Source organism: Burkholderia sp. Bp9031 (assembly GCF_003857965.1).
GTDB classification, from domain to species: Bacteria; Pseudomonadota; Gammaproteobacteria; order Burkholderiales; family Burkholderiaceae; genus Burkholderia; species Burkholderia ambifaria_A.
In genome coordinates, this window is the sequence record NZ_QTPW01000005.1 from 52,419 (window position 1) to 66,941 (window position 14,523).

At 67.2% G+C, this 14,523-nt stretch carries 12 protein-coding genes; 8 read left to right on the forward strand and 4 right to left on the reverse strand.

The annotated features are described in order from the left end of the window. Window positions 1–7: 7 nt before the first annotated feature. From rimO to DIE15_RS08575, 4 genes are all read left to right on the forward strand, one after another. On the forward strand, window positions 8–1,381 hold the full coding sequence (gene rimO, locus DIE15_RS08560) for a 30S ribosomal protein S12 methylthiotransferase RimO (RefSeq protein ID WP_185734412.1): 1,374 nt from the start codon (window positions 8–10) through the stop codon (window positions 1,379–1,381). A gap of 3 nt (window positions 1,382–1,384) precedes the next feature. Beyond that, on the forward strand, window positions 1,385–2,311 hold the full coding sequence (locus DIE15_RS08565; RefSeq protein WP_057928894.1) for a sugar kinase: 927 nt from the start codon (window positions 1,385–1,387) through the stop codon (window positions 2,309–2,311). Between the two features lie 200 nt (window positions 2,312–2,511). Next, a complete protein-coding gene (locus tag DIE15_RS08570; protein WP_124832961.1) occupies window positions 2,512–3,054 on the forward strand; it encodes a hypothetical protein in 543 nt (180 codons plus the stop codon). 115 nt (window positions 3,055–3,169) lie between these two features. After that, entirely contained in the window at window positions 3,170–4,354 is a 1,185-nt protein-coding gene (locus DIE15_RS08575; protein ID WP_057928896.1) for a cystathionine beta-lyase, read from the forward strand. Between the two features lie 77 nt (window positions 4,355–4,431). On the opposite strand, the gene serB is transcribed toward DIE15_RS08575, so the two are convergent. Further along, complete coding sequence (gene serB / locus DIE15_RS08580; protein ID WP_124832962.1) at window positions 4,432–5,277, reverse strand: phosphoserine phosphatase SerB; 846 nt, start codon at window positions 5,275–5,277, stop codon at window positions 4,432–4,434. A 226-nt stretch (window positions 5,278–5,503) separates the two neighbouring features. Next, a complete protein-coding gene (locus tag DIE15_RS08585; RefSeq protein WP_124832963.1) occupies window positions 5,504–6,454 on the reverse strand; it encodes a LysR family transcriptional regulator in 951 nt (316 codons plus the stop codon). A gap of 123 nt (window positions 6,455–6,577) precedes the next feature. On the opposite strand from DIE15_RS08585, the gene DIE15_RS08590 reads away from it, so the two are divergent. Both DIE15_RS08590 and DIE15_RS08595 read left to right on the forward strand, forming a co-directional pair. Further along, entirely contained in the window at window positions 6,578–7,594 is a 1,017-nt protein-coding gene (locus DIE15_RS08590; RefSeq protein WP_124832964.1) for a zinc-binding alcohol dehydrogenase family protein, read from the forward strand. Between the two features lie 160 nt (window positions 7,595–7,754). Beyond that, complete coding sequence (locus tag DIE15_RS08595; protein WP_124832965.1) at window positions 7,755–8,306, forward strand: DUF6013 family protein; 552 nt, start codon at window positions 7,755–7,757, stop codon at window positions 8,304–8,306. Between the two features lie 357 nt (window positions 8,307–8,663). Here the strand turns inward: DIE15_RS08595 and DIE15_RS08600 are convergent, their stop codons facing one another. After that, the gene (locus DIE15_RS08600) at window positions 8,664–9,467 is read right to left on the reverse strand and encodes an ABC transporter permease (protein WP_057928899.1); all 804 of its coding nucleotides are present in this window, start codon (window positions 9,465–9,467) and stop codon (window positions 8,664–8,666) included. Beyond that, on the reverse strand, window positions 9,464–10,165 hold the full coding sequence (locus DIE15_RS08605; RefSeq protein WP_124832966.1) for an ATP-binding cassette domain-containing protein: 702 nt from the start codon (window positions 10,163–10,165) through the stop codon (window positions 9,464–9,466). Before DIE15_RS08605 ends, DIE15_RS08600 begins: the two co-directional genes overlap by 4 nt. A 152-nt stretch (window positions 10,166–10,317) precedes the next feature. Between DIE15_RS08605 and DIE15_RS08610 the strand changes: the two genes are divergently transcribed. Continuing rightward, the gene (locus DIE15_RS08610; protein WP_124832967.1) at window positions 10,318–12,627 is read left to right on the forward strand and encodes an AsmA family protein; all 2,310 of its coding nucleotides are present in this window, start codon (window positions 10,318–10,320) and stop codon (window positions 12,625–12,627) included. Between the two features lie 135 nt (window positions 12,628–12,762). After that, on the forward strand, window positions 12,763–14,355 hold the full coding sequence (locus tag DIE15_RS08615) for an ABC-F family ATPase (RefSeq protein ID WP_057928902.1): 1,593 nt from the start codon (window positions 12,763–12,765) through the stop codon (window positions 14,353–14,355). Window positions 14,356–14,523: the final 168 nt, after the last annotated feature.

Sequence of the window (14,523 nt, forward strand, 5' to 3'; positions counted from 1 at the left end):
CTCCCAGATGTCTCAGAAAATTTCATCGGCCCCGCGTATAGGTATGGTATCCCTCGGGTGCCCGAAGGCCCTCGTCGACTCCGAACAAATCATCACGCAGCTGCGTGCCGAAGGTTATGAAATCTCCGGCACCTACGATGGCGCCGACCTCGTCGTCGTCAACACCTGCGGTTTCATCGACGAAGCCGTGCAGGAAAGCCTCGACGCGATCGGCGAAGCGCTGACCGAGAACGGCAAGGTGATCGTCACCGGCTGCCTCGGCGCGAAGTCGAGCGCCAGCGGCTCGAACCTCATCGAGGAAGTCCATCCGAAGGTGCTCGCCGTCACCGGCCCGCACGCGGTGGGCGAAGTGATGCAGGCCGTGCATTCGCACCTGCCGAAGCCGCACGACCCGTTCACCGACCTCGTGCCGGCCGCCGGCATCAAGCTCACGCCGCGTCACTACGCATACCTGAAGATTTCCGAAGGCTGCAACCACCGCTGCACGTTCTGCATCATCCCGTCGATGCGCGGCGATCTCGTGTCGCGTCCGGTCGCCGAAGTGATGCTCGAGGCGGAAAACCTGTTCAAGTCGGGCGTGAAGGAACTGCTCGTGATCTCGCAGGACACGAGCGCGTACGGCGTCGACGTGAAGTACCGCACGGGCTTCTGGAACGGCAAGCCGATCAAGACGCGCATGACCGACCTGGTCGCCGCGCTCGGCGAACTCGCCGCGCAGTACGGCGCATGGGTGCGCCTGCACTACGTGTATCCGTATCCGAGCGTCGACGAAGTCATTCCGCTGATGGCCGAAGGCCCGTTCAAGGGCCATGTGCTGCCGTATCTCGACGTGCCGTTCCAGCACGCGCATCCGGAAGTGCTGAAGCGCATGAAGCGGCCGGCGAACGCGGAGAAGGTGCTCGAGCGCGTGCAGAAGTGGCGCGAGATCTGCCCGGACCTGACGATCCGCAGCACGTTCATCGCCGGCTTCCCCGGTGAGACGGAAGAGCAGTTCGAAACGCTGCTCGACTTCATCCGCGAGGCGGAACTCGATCGCGTCGGCTGCTTTGCGTATTCGCCGGTCGAAGGCGCGACCGCGAACGAACTGGACGGCGCGCTGCCGGACGACGTTCGCGAGGAACGCCGCGCGCGCTTCATGGAAGTCGCCGAGGAGGTATCGGCGCAGCGCATCCAGCGCAAGGTCGGCAAGACCCTCAAGGTGCTGATCGACGAAGTCAGCGAAGAAGGCGGCATCGGCCGCACGGCGGCGGATGCGCCGGAGATCGACGGCGTCGTCTATGTCGAGCCGGCGACGAAGGCGTCGAAGCGCTACAAGGTTGGCGACTTCGTGTCGGTGAAGATCACGGGCGCGGACGGCCACGACCTGTGGGGCGAGGTTTAAGCGATGACCGCCGCATTTCCGCAGATCCTCGCGCTCGGCGAGGCGATGATCGAATTCAACCAGTCGCAGCCGGGCCGTCCGGAGTTCCTGCAGGGCTTCGGCGGCGACACGTCGAACTTCTGCATCGCCGCGGCGCGCCAGGGTGCGTCGACCGGCTTCGTGTCGGCGATCGGCGACGATCCGTTCGGCCGCTTGCTGACCGACATGTGGGCGGCGGAGCACGTCGACACGACGTACGTGCGGATCGACCGTACGGCGCCGACCGGCGTGTATTTCGTCACGCACGGCGCCGACGGCCACCAGTTCGACTATCTGCGCGCGGGCTCCGCGGCGAGCCGCTACGCGGTGACCGACCTGCCGCTCGAGGCGCTGGCCGCGGCGAAGGCCGTGCACCTGTCGGGCATCAGTCTCGCGATCAGCACGGCCGCGTGCGACGCCGCGTTCGCGGCGATCGACCATGCACGCAGCAACGGCGCGCAGGTCAGTTTCGACACGAACCTGCGCCTGAAGCTGTGGCCGCTGCCGCGCGCCCGTGCGGTGATGCGCGAGGCGCTGCGCCTGACGGACATCTGCCTGCCCAGCTGGGACGACGTCACGGCGCTCACGGGCGCGAACGACCGCGACGCGATCGTCGATGCGATGCTCGAGCACGGGCCGCAGATCGTCGCGCTGAAGCTCGGCAAGGAAGGTGCGTACGTTGCGACCCCGAACGAACGGCGTGTGGTGCCGGGCTTCGCGGTTGCGGCCGTCGACGCCACGGGCGCGGGCGACTGCTTCGGCGGCGCGTTCGTGGCACGGATCGTCGCGGGCGACGATCCGTTCGCGGCCGCGCGTTATGCGAACGCGGCGGCGGCGCTGTCGACCACGGGCTACGGCGCGGTCGCGCCGATTCCGCACCGCGATGCGGTGGAACGCCTGATGCAGGGCTGACGCGGATCACGCACGCCGGCCGCGCGACGCACTCATTCGCATACCCGAATGACGGGCGACGTGAACGGGCGCGGGCGGGTGTGCGTGCCGCATCAGTGCTTTCGCATGGTGGTCGCTATACGCTCGTGACGATGTGCATTGGCGACGAGCGGCGTATCGTCGCGATTGTCGAGCGAATCTGAAGCAAGGAGCAATACAAGGTGGGTCGATATTCGGAATGGCAACGGGCGCTGGTGATTGCCGGCGCGCTGACGGCGGGCCTTGCGATGCCGGGTGCGGTCGCGGCGCAGGCTGTCGCGCCGGGCGCGCAGCAGGATGAAGCGGCGCCCGCACGGCCGCTGCGGCCGAACCCGGAATTCGCCCGCCTGCCGCGCTACGAGGGCACGCTCGGCGACCGGCCGATCGTCGTGCATCTCGGCCCGAAGACGGACGAGGAGGGCGTGCACGGCGAATACCAGTTCGCGGACACGGGCGAGGTGATCCTGCTCGCCGGCGATCGTGACGGCGACACGCTCGAAATCGAGGAATCGAACGACGGCACGAACATCACGGGCGTGTGGATCGGTCGCTTCGACTCGACGGGCGACCTGAAGGCCGACCGGATGAACTCGGATGAATCGGATCCGCAGCCCGTCGTGCTGCGCCCGGCGCCGGGCAAGCGCGCGGCGCTGCAGGTACGCGACGGCCGCGTACAGGAAATCGAGACGGTCGGCGGCGTCGTCAACCTGCGCACCGACGACTGAGTACGCGCTGGCTCGGTGCGTGCGGCGCGCATTGTACCGGGCCAACCGCGCCGATTTTGGCTAATCTAGCCCCATCTTCCGCAACCGAACGGCCTTTTTACCGGCCTCCTGCCCTATGACTGCATCCACTCCGAAGCGCGCACTCCAGACCCGCATCGTTCAACCCGACGACGTCATTCCGGAAGGCTTCCGTTCGTTCGTGCCGCCGGTCGCGCGTGCATCGACGGTCGTGTTCCCCGATCTCGCGACGATGCGCGCGCTGGTCTGGCACAACGACAACCAGTGGCGCTACGGGCTGCATGCGACCCCGACGTCGCTCGCGCTCGCGCAGCGGCTCGCCGAGATCGAGGGCGGCACGCACGCGCTGCTGCAGCCGTCGGGCCTCGCGGCGATCATGAACGTCTATTTCGGGATCGTGAAGGCGGGTGACGACGTGCTGATCCCGCACAACATCTACGGACCGAACGCCGATTTCGGCAACTGGCTCGCGAAGGATTTCGGCATCACCGCGCGCTTCTACGATCCGCTCGTCGGCGCGGGGATTGCCGACCTGATCCAGCCGAGCACGCGGCTGATCTGGATCGAGGCGCCGGGCTCGGTGACGATGGAAGTGCCCGACGTGCGCGCGATCACGACGGTCGCGCAGGCGCGCGGCATCGTCACCGCGATCGACAACACGTATTCGGCCGGGCTCGCGTTCAAGCCGTTCGAGCATGGCGTCGACATCTCGGTGCAGGCACTGACGAAGTATCAGTCGGGCGGCAGCGACGTGCTGATGGGGGCGACGATCACCGCGAACGCGGAACTGCACGCACAACTGAAGCTCGCGCGGATGCGCTGCGGGATCGGTGTGTCGGTCGACGATTGCTCGCTCGTGCTGCGCAGCCTGCCGAGCATGCAGGTGCGCTTCGATGCGCACAGCAAGAGCGCGCTTGCGCTCGCGCAATGGCTGAAGGCGCGGCCGGAGATCGCGGCGGTGCTGCATCCGCAACTGCCCGACTGCCCGGGACACGCGTCATTCGTGCGCGACTTCACCGGCGCGGGCGGGCTGTTCTCGGTGGTGTTCGACGAACGCTACGGCAGCGAGCAGATCGATCGTTTCGTCGAAGCGCTCGAGCTGTTCGCGATCGGCTGGAGCTGGGGCGGCGCGTGCAGCCTCGCGATGCCCTACGACGTGGCGTCGATGCGTGCGGACTGGCCGCATCGCGGCACGCTGGTGCGCTTCTACATCGGTCTCGAAGCCGAAGCCGACCTGCGCGCGGACATCGAGCGCGCGCTGCAGGCGACGCTCGGCCGATAACGAAACCGAATCGGAACGACAAAACGCCGGCGCGATGCAACATCGCGCCGGCGTTTTTCATGGGCGGCTCGTGCGGATCAGAACAGCCGCAGCAGCCCGTCGAGGCCGACATGGTCGAATGCGACGGTCGCCGCATCGCGCACGACGGGCTTTGCATGGAACGCGACCGACAGCCCGGCCTCGGCCATCATCTTCAGGTCGTTCGACCCGTCGCCCATCGCGATCGCGCGGCTCGGCTCAAGGCCGAGCGATGCGCAGGTATCGCGCAGCATGCGCGCCTTCACGTCCGCGTTGACGATCTCGCCGAGCACCTTGCCGGTCAGCTTGCCGTCGACGATCTCGAGTGTGTTCGCATGCGTGTAGTCGAGGCCGAGGCGCGCCTTGAGCCGCTCGGTGAAGAACGTGAAGCCGCCCGACACGAGCAGCGTCTTCATGCCCGCGGCCTTCACGCCGGCGAGCATCGTTTCCGCGCCCGGCGACAACTGCAGCCGCTCCTCGTACACGCGCTCGAGCGCCTGCGCGTCAAGCCCCGCGAGCAGCGCGACGCGGCGCGTGAGGCTCTCGTTGAAGTCGCGGATCTCGCCGCGCATCGACGCTTCGGTGATCTCCGCGACCTGCGTCTTGAGCCCGCAGAAATCGGCGATCTCGTCGATGCATTCGATCGTGATCAGCGTCGAATCCATATCCATCACGACGAGCCCGAAATCGCCGAGCGTGTGGCCGGCTTCGACGAAGCCGAAGTCGAGCGCATGCGTGCCGCAGTACGCGTCGATGTCGAGACGCTGCGTGGGGTTCGCGTTTTCGATGCGCAGCGCGTGATCGTCGGTCTGCACGATGCGGGTGCCGCGCGACAGCGCGAGCAGCGGTTTGTGATGCGCGTCCGACAGCGGCGCGAGACTCTGGATGACGAGGTTGTGGGTCATGGCGGAATGATTGGAAGCGAATGAAACGCGTGCGCGGCCGGCCGGCGTGCGGCCGCCTGCGAACGCGGGCCCCGTCCGGCGTCGGGCCGCTGCGTTGCGAACGCGCCATTGTAGCCGGTTGGTATCCGATAGCTACCCGATAGCTATCGGATACCTGCCGGGGCGCCGCGCGGTCGCCGTGCCGCGAGCCGTACGCGGCGCTTCGCCGGGCCCTGCGGGCTTTGGGCTATTGGGGTGATGGTCCGTCCGCGCGATCCCAGTAAGGCGGATCGCCGAAGTGTTCGGCCAGGAACGCGATGAACGCGAGCGTCTTCAGCGGCACGTGCGCGCGGCTCGGATAGACGGCCCAGATCGCGACGTCGTTCGCGAACGGGTAGTCGTCGAGCACGGTGACGAGCGCGCCGCTCGCAAGCAGTGGGCCGACATCCCAGGTCGACTTGATCGCGATGCCGAAGCCGTCGACGAGCGCTTCGCGGATCGCCTCGCCGTTGCTCGCGACGAGCCGGCCGCCGACCCGCACGGTGAGCGGACCCTGCGGCGTGACGAACGACCAGTCGCGCTGGTCGCCGAGGATCACGCATTCGTGCTGCGCGAGATCGGCCGGATGGCGCGGCGTGCCGTGTTCGGCGAGATACGCGGGCGAGCAGCACAGCACGCGCCGGTTCGCGGCGAGCTTGCGCGCGACGAGCGTCGAATCCTTCAGCGCGCCGAGGCGGATCGCGACGTCGTAGCCGTCGTCGACGAGATCGACGATCTCGTCGGACAGCCGCAGGTCGAGCGACACGGACGGATAGCGGCGCAGGAACGCGGGAATCACGGGCGCGACGTGCTGGCGGCCGAACGACGACGACATCGACACCTTGAGCCGTCCATAAGGCTCGTTTCGGCCGTGGCCGACCGACGCGCGCGCGGCGTCGGCGGCCGACAGCAGCGCCTCGGCGCGGGCCATGAAGACTTCGCCGTCCTGCGTGAGGCTGATGCGGCGTGTGGTGCGATGCAGCAACCGCGCGCCGAGCTGGCGCTCGAGCTGCGCGATGCGCGCGCTGGCGACCGCGGCCGACACGCCGAACTCGCGTCCGGCCGCGCTCACGTTCGCGAGCAGCGCGGCGCGCACGAACAGGCCGACGTCGAGCAGGTCGAGCGGCTTGTCGGGAGCCGGGATCGGATCGGACGCCATTATTCTGAAATTCCTGAAAATGTTTCAGGAAATATAGCGGTTTTCTCGAAGGATCGGGAGGCCTACGATGGCACTCATGGGGCTGCGCCGCGGCCCGCCCGATTTCCCTGAAGGAGTTTCGTGATGAAAGCCGTTGGACTGACTCGTTACCTGCCGATCGACGACCCGCAGGCGCTTGTCGACGTGGAACTGCCACAACCGGTGCCGGGCCCGCGCGACCTGCTCGTGAAGGTCGAGGCGATTTCCGTGAACCCGGTCGACACCAAGGTGCGCGCGCCGAAGCCGCAGGTCGAGGAGACGCCGCGCGTGCTCGGCTGGGATGCGGCCGGTACGGTCGTCGCGGTCGGTGCCGAGGTCACGCTGTTCCGGCCCGGCGACGAGGTGTTCTACGCGGGCAGCATCACGCGCCCCGGCGCGAACAGCGAATTCCACGCAGTCGACGAGCGGATCGCCGCGCGCAAGCCGCGTACGCTCGATTTCGCGGCGTCGGCCGCATTGCCGCTCACCGCGCTGACCGCGTGGGAGGCGCTGTTCGACCGGCTGCGCGTGTCGCCGCAGGGCGCGGACGCGGGCAAGTCGGTGCTGATCATCGGCGGCGCGGGCGGGGTGGGTTCGATCACGATCCAACTCGCGAAGACGCTCGCCAGGCTGCGCGTGATCGCGACCGCGTCGCGCCCGGCGTCGGCCGAATGGGTGCGCTCGCTCGGCGCGGACGACGTGGTCGACCATTTCGGCGACCTGCCCGCGCAGTTGCGTGACATGGGCCATCCGAGCGTCGATTACGTGCTGATCTTCAACGACACGGACCGTCATTTCCCCGCCGCAGCGGAAGTCATCCGGCCGCAGGGCGGCATCTGCACGATCGTCGAGAACGGGAAGCCGGTTCCGGTCGAGCTGCTGAAGGCGAAGAGCGCTGCGTTTCACTGGGAATTCATGTTCACGCGCGCGATGTTCGAGACGCCGGACATGATCGAGCAGCACAAGATCCTGAGCGAGGTGGCCCGGCTCGTCGACGGCGGCACGCTGCGCACGACGCTCGGCGAACAGCTCGGCACGATCAACGCGGCGAACGTGCGGCGCGCGCACCAGCTGCTCGAGGCCGGGCGCGCGATCGGCAAGCTGGTGCTGAGCGGCTTCTGAGCCGGCGTCGCGCATACGGGATGCCGCGCCGCGAACGCAAGCGGGGTAACACCCGATGCGTTTGCGGCGCACTGCATGCCGCTTGGCGGTAGACTGGCAACGCATCATGCATCGAAAACCGCGCGGCACGCGCGTGCCGCCGCATTACAAGGAGGTCAGCATGAGCCAACGCAGCTTGTCAGTCGCCGTATCGTGGTCGGCCGTGTTCGCGGCGGCGTGCGTCAGCGCGAGCGTATTCGCGGCGCCGCCGGTCAAGGGCAGCCTGAAGGGCGGCGGGACAGGGCAGCTCGAATACACCGTCAAGGTCGACTCGAAGACCTTCGGCAATACGCAGGAGACCCGCAAGATCCGCTCGGGTGAAACGGACGACTTCAACTGGAAGTCGGTGCCGCCGGGCGGCGCGGTCGCGATGCCGGACGGTTGCCCGAACGCCGACAACCTGCCGCGCGACGCGAACGGCGCGATGGTGCGCCAGACCCAGGTGCGGCTCGCGCCATCGGTCGACGCGAAGGGGACCGCGAACGTGCAGATGAGCTTCCAGGCGGCCGCGCCGAAAGGCGCGCGCACCGTAAGCGCGGGCGGCAAGTCGTTGCAATGCCCGGACGTCGTATCGGTGAGCCAGGTCAAGTGGGTGTCGATCTCGACCAATGGCGGTTCGAAGTCCGTCACGATGAGCGACGGCACCAAGGTGACGGTGTCGATCAAGCACTGAGCGGTGCGCGCGGGCCGGCCGCCTCCGGTGCGCGCGCAACCAACGCCGGGGCGTATCCGGTCGATCCGTGCAGGGCCGCGCGTGACGGTTTCGTGGCGCGCGGCGTCGGGCTCCATCGTTTGGTGCTCGACTTCGCCAAGCCGGGTGTGCGCTGCCAGCGCGGCCATTTTCCCGGCGGCGTGCGTGACCTCATGCGGGTGTCACGCTATCTTCGCGGCATCCTCCTTCTCTTTTCCGAACATTTCCGAACGACATGACGATGAAACATCGCATGCGCTCGACAAGCGTCGTCCCGCCCGCTGACGGCGGGTCGCACGGATGCCGCGTGCGTGTTGCTGCACCGGGCGTCAATGCGTGTCAATGCGCGCGTTCCTCGAGCCGCGATGCGAGAAAGCGGTGATCGGCCGAGAACAGCCGGCGATACGTCATCAGCACCGCGCCGACGGTGCCGAGTGCGGACGCCGCGGCGATCAGGAACATGATCACGATCTGGTAGCGCACGGCCTGCAGCGGCGACTGGCCGGCCAGCACCTGACCGGTCATCATCCCCGGCAGGCTCACGACGCCGACGACGGCCATCTGGTTGAGCGTCGGCAGCATGCCCGCGCGCACGGCCTGGCGCGCGGCGTCCTGCGCGGCTTCCCAGCGCGTTGCGCCGAGTGCGAGCGCGGTCTCGACGCGGTCGCGCCGCGCGGTCAGTTCCTCCATCATCCGTTCGACGCCCAGCGACACGCCGGTGAGCGTATTGCCGAGGATCATCCCGAGGATCGGGATCGCATACTGCGGCGCGTACCACGGATGAATGCGGATCACGACGAACAGGCCGATGGCCGCGACGAACCAGCTGCTGAACCAGATCGACGCGATGCTGTCGATGCGTTGTCCGCGATAGGCGTGCCTGCCGCGACCGGCGCCCGCGAAGCCCGCGATCAGCGTCATCAACGCGGTGAGCGGCAGCACGACGGTCCAGTGTGGATGGCCGAACACCCAGCCGAGCACGTAGCCGATCGCGAGCAGCTGCACGACGGTGCGCACGGCGGCAAGCGCGAGCTTGCGTCCGAGGCCGAGCGACAGCGCAGCCGAGATCGCGCCGTTGACCGCGACCAGCGCGGCGGCGATGCCGACGTCGACGAGACTCAGGTCCTGCAGTGCCGGGCTCATTGCGCAGCCTCCGTCGCGCTCGCCGTGTGCAGCACGCCGGCCTGCATCACGAGCCGCATCGTGCCGATCCGTGCGGCCTGCGCCGGATCGTGCGAGATCCACATGTACGCGCGCGCGTCGGACGCCGCGTCGAACCAGGCGCCGACGAGCGCTTCGATCGCGCGCGTCGAATCGGGATCGAGCGCGGACGTCGGCTCGTCGAGCAGCAGCACGTCGGGATCGAGCTGCAGCACGCGCAAAAGCGCGGCGATCTGTGCCTCGCCGCCCGACAGTTCGCTCGCACGCTTGTCGAGAAAGTCGGCGCCGCGACCGGCGCGCGCCGCGAGCGCTTCCGCACGCGTGCGGTCGAAGGTCACGTCGCGATAGATCGCGAGCGAGTACGGGTAGCGCAATTGCGCTTCGACGGTACCGTCCATCTGCGCGGGCCGCTGGCGCACGTACGCGATGCTGCGCCGGTAGCGCGGCATCGCGCCGCGCCTCACCCGCTTGCCGCGCCACATGATGTGGCCGCCGTCGAGCGGATCGAGCAACGCGAGCGCGCGCAGCAGCACGCTCTTGCCGGAACCCGACGGTCCCGTGATAGCAATTCGCGATCCCGCGGCGAGGCTGAAGTCGGTCGGCGCGAGCAGTGTCTTGCCGCTGCTGGCGTCGCGGCGCGTGATGTGCTGCGCATCGATGAGACCGGTGGGGACTGTCATGTCACAAATGAAAAAAAGCGTTAATGGCGCCGAGGCGTTGCTGCAGCGTGCGTCATAATACCGATTGAAAAGCCGCCGGTGTCGTGCTTCATTCACTCACGCAAGTGGCCCGACATGGCGCGCAAACTCTGCAGAACAACAACGGAACCGCCATGACGCTAGCCCGAGCCATCGGCAAATCGGCTGCATGGATCGTCGGTATCGTCGCACTGATCATCGCGGCAGCCGGCATCTTTATCTTCACGTTCGACTGGAACCGCGCGAAGCCGTGGGTCAATGAGCAGGTGAGTGGTGCACTCGGCCGCCCGTTCGCGATCAACGGCGATCTCAAGGTCGACTGGCGCCGCCCCGACGGCGAAACCGGCTGGCGCGCATGGGTGCCCTGGCCGAGCCTCTCCGCAACGCAACTCGAGATCGGCAATCCCGACTGGGCGAAAGGCCCCAAGTTCGTCACGCTCGATGCCGCGCATTTCGATCTCGCCGTCCTGCCGCTCCTCGCGCACGAGATCGTCATTCCGTCGATCGACGTCGTCAACCCAGCGGTCGACCTCGAGCGACTCGCCGACGGCCGCAATACGTGGACCTTCCAGTTCAAGCAATCGGGACAGCCGTCGACATGGAAGGTTCGGCTCGACAGCTTCGGGTTCGCGAAGGGCACCGTCGTCTATCGCGATGCGATCACCAAGGCCGATCTCACGATCGCGATCGACACGCTCGGCCAGCCGATCCCGCTCGGCGACGTGCTGAAGGAGCAGGAACAAACGTCGCGCGCGGCGTCTGCGCAGCGCGTCGGCAAGCGCGGCGCCGCGCAACTGAGCGCGAAGGCAAGTGCCGAGGCTGCATCGGGCGCGTCGGCGGCGCAGGCCGCGAGCGCGGCGTCGACATCCATGGCCGCATCGGGGGCGGCAGCCGTTTCCGCGGCTACGCAGGCTTCCTCCGCATCGATGGCCGTGCCGGCATCCGGTGCGAGCGGTGCATCCGGTGCGAGCGGTGCATCCGGTGCCGCGGTGCCCGCGAAGCCGTCGGGCCCGACGTATGCGTTCGGCCTCAAGGTCGATGGCCGCTACAAGAACGTACCGATCAGCGGCACCGGCAAGGTGGGCGGCGTGCTGGCGATCGAGAAAGCGACGCAGCCGTTCCCGCTGCAGGCCGACGTGAAGGCTGGCGACACGCGGCTCGCGATCGTCGGCACGCTGACCGATCCGATGCATCTCGCGGCGATCGACCTGCGGCTGTGGCTGCAGGGCACGTCGATGTCGCACCTCTACCAGATTACCGGCATCACGCTGCCCGACACGCCGCCGTATGCGACCGAAGGGCGCCTGATCGGCAACTTCAAGCCGCACGCGAGCACGTTCCGCTACGAGAACTTCAACGGCCGCGTCGGCGGCAGCGATCTCGGCGGCACGCTTACCTGGGCGCAGCGCGAGCCACGGCCGAAGCTGTCGGGCGAACTCGTGTCGAACCTGCTGCAGTTCTCCGATCTCGCACCGGTGATCGGGGCCGACACGGCCGCGAGCAAGGCCAAGCGCGGCGACACGACGCGCCAGCCGACGGACCGCGTGCTGCCGGTGGAGACGTTCCGTACCGACCGCTGGCGCGCGATCGACGCGGACGTGAAGTTCACGGGCCGCAAGCTGATCAAGAGCGCGAACCTGCCGATCACCAACCTGTACACGCACATCGTGATGCAGGACGGCGTACTGACGCTCGAACCGCTGCAGTTTGGCGTCGCGGGCGGCACGCTCGCGACGACCGCGCATCTGGACGGCAGCGGCGCGCCGCTCAAGGGCCGCTTCACGGTGGCCGCGCGGCACCTGAAGCTCAAGCAGCTGTTCCCGACGCAGAAGGTGATGCAGACCGCGCTCGGCGAGATCAACGGCGACGCGTCGCTCTCTGCGACGGGCAATTCGCCGGCCGCGCTCGCGGCGACGTCGAACGGCGAGGTGAAGGCGCTCATCACGGACGGCCGCATCAGCCGCCTGCTGATGGAGGCGGCGGGGCTGAACGTCGCGAACGTCGTCTACGAGAAGCTGTTCGGCAACCGCGACGTGAACATCAATTGCGCGGCGATCGACTTCACCGCGACCAACGGCATCCTCGACCCGAAGGTGTTCGCGCTCGATACCGACGACGCGCTGATCAACGTCGATGGCCCGATCAACCTGCGCGACGAATCGCTCGACCTGAAGATCCATCCGCACACGAAGGGATTCCGGATCTTCTCGCTGCGCTCGCCGCTGTACGCGAAGGGCACGTTCAAGAACCCGAAAGTTGGCGTCGACGCGGGTGCGCTCGCGCTGCGCGCAGGCGCGATGGTCGGACTCGGGCTGATCAACCCGTTCGCGGCGCTGATCCCGCTGATCGCACCGAGCAACAACCGCGACGTGCCGTGCTCGGAGCTGTTCGGGCAGATGAAGGCCAAGGCGGCACAGAAGGCGGCGGCGAAGTCCGGCAAGTGACGGCGCCCGCCGCAGAGGTGCCGGTGCCGCGTGCAGCGGGCCGGCTGGCGGGGCCGGAACAGCGCGGTCGGCAGTTTCTCCGACACCTGCTAAAATACACGGTTTTCCGTCGATTTCTCTCTTACGGGACCTGCCGTGCTTTCTACTGCCAACATCACGATGCAATTCGGGCCGAAGCCCTTGTTCGAGAATATCTCGGTCAAATTCGGAGAGGGCAACCGCTATGGTCTGATCGGCGCGAACGGCTGTGGCAAGTCGACCTTCATGAAGATCCTCGGCGGCGACCTCGAGTCGAGCGCCGGGAACGTCGCGCTGGAGCCGAACGTGCGTCTCGGCAAGCTGCGCCAGGACCAGTTCGCGTATGAAGACGTGCGCGTGCTCGACGTCGTGATGATGGGCCACACCGAGATGTGGGCCGCGATGACCGAGCGCGACGCGATCTACGCGAACCCGGAAGCCACGGACGACGACTACATGCACGCGGCCGAGCTCGAAGGCAAGTTCGCCGAATACGGCGGCTACGACGCCGAGGCGCGTGCGGGCGCGCTGCTGCTCGGCATCGGCATCGAGGAGAAGTTCCACAACGGCACGATGGCCGACGTCGCGCCGGGCTGGAAGCTGCGCGTGCTGCTCGCGCAGGCGTTGTTCTCGAAGCCGGACGTGCTGCTGCTCGACGAACCGACCAACAACCTCGACATCAACTCGATCCGTTGGCTCGAGCACACGCTCAACGAGTACAACTCGACGATGATCATCATTTCGCACGATCGTCACTTCCTGAATTCGGTGTGCACGCACATGGCCGACATGGACTTCGGTACGCTGAAGGTCTGGCCGGGCAACTACGACGACTACATGCTCGCATCGGCACAGGCGCGCGAGCGCCAGGCCGCGGCGAACGCGCGCGCGAAGGAGCGCGTGGCCGAGCTGCAGGACTTCGTGCGCCGCTTCTCGGCGAACAAGTCGAAGGCCCGCCAGGCAACGAGCCGCGCGAAGCAGATCGACAAGATCAAGATCGAGGAATTCAAGCCGTCGTCGCGCCAGAACCCGTTCATCCGCTTCGAGTTCGAGAAGAAGCTGCACAACGTCGCAGTGGTCGCCGAAGACATCACGAAGAAGTACGAGCGCACGATCTTCCAGAACTTCAACCTGTCGGTTCAGCCGGGCGAGCGCATCGCGATCATCGGCGAGAACGGTGCGGGCAAGACGACGCTGCTGCGCTCGCTGCTCGGCGCGCTGGCACTCGACCACGGCACGGTGAAATGGTCCGAGAACGCGAATGTCGGCTACATGCCGCAGGACACGTACGAGGAGTTCCCGAACGACATCACGCTGATGGACTGGATCGACCAGTACCGCAAGGACGGCGATGACGAGACGATGGTGCGCGGCACGCTGGGTCGCCTGCTGTTCTCGTCGGACGACATCAAGAAGTCGGTGAAGGTGCTGTCGGGCGGCGAGAAGGGCCGCATGATCTGGGGCAAGCTGATGCTCGGCCGCCACAACGTGCTGCTGATGGACGAGCCGACCAACCACATGGACATGGAATCGATCGAGTCGCTGCAGATCGCGCTCGAGCAGTTCGAAGGCACGCTGATCTTCGTGTCCCACGACCGTGAGTTCGTGAGCGGGCTGGCGAACCGGATCATCGAAGTGAAGACGGACGGCACGCTGTTCGACTTCGGCGGGAACTACGAGGATTTCCTGACGAGCCAGGGGCAGGAGTAAGTGCCCGGGCGGTCATGCCCGACCTGATGTACCGGAAGCCCGCCAGGTGGAAGCCTGGCGGGCTTTTTCGTATCGGGGCGCTCGCTGTTACTGGATCGGCACGACCCCGCCGGAAATGATGGCAAGACGGCTCGGATGGATCGCGAGTACGCGTCGCATTCCCCGTCA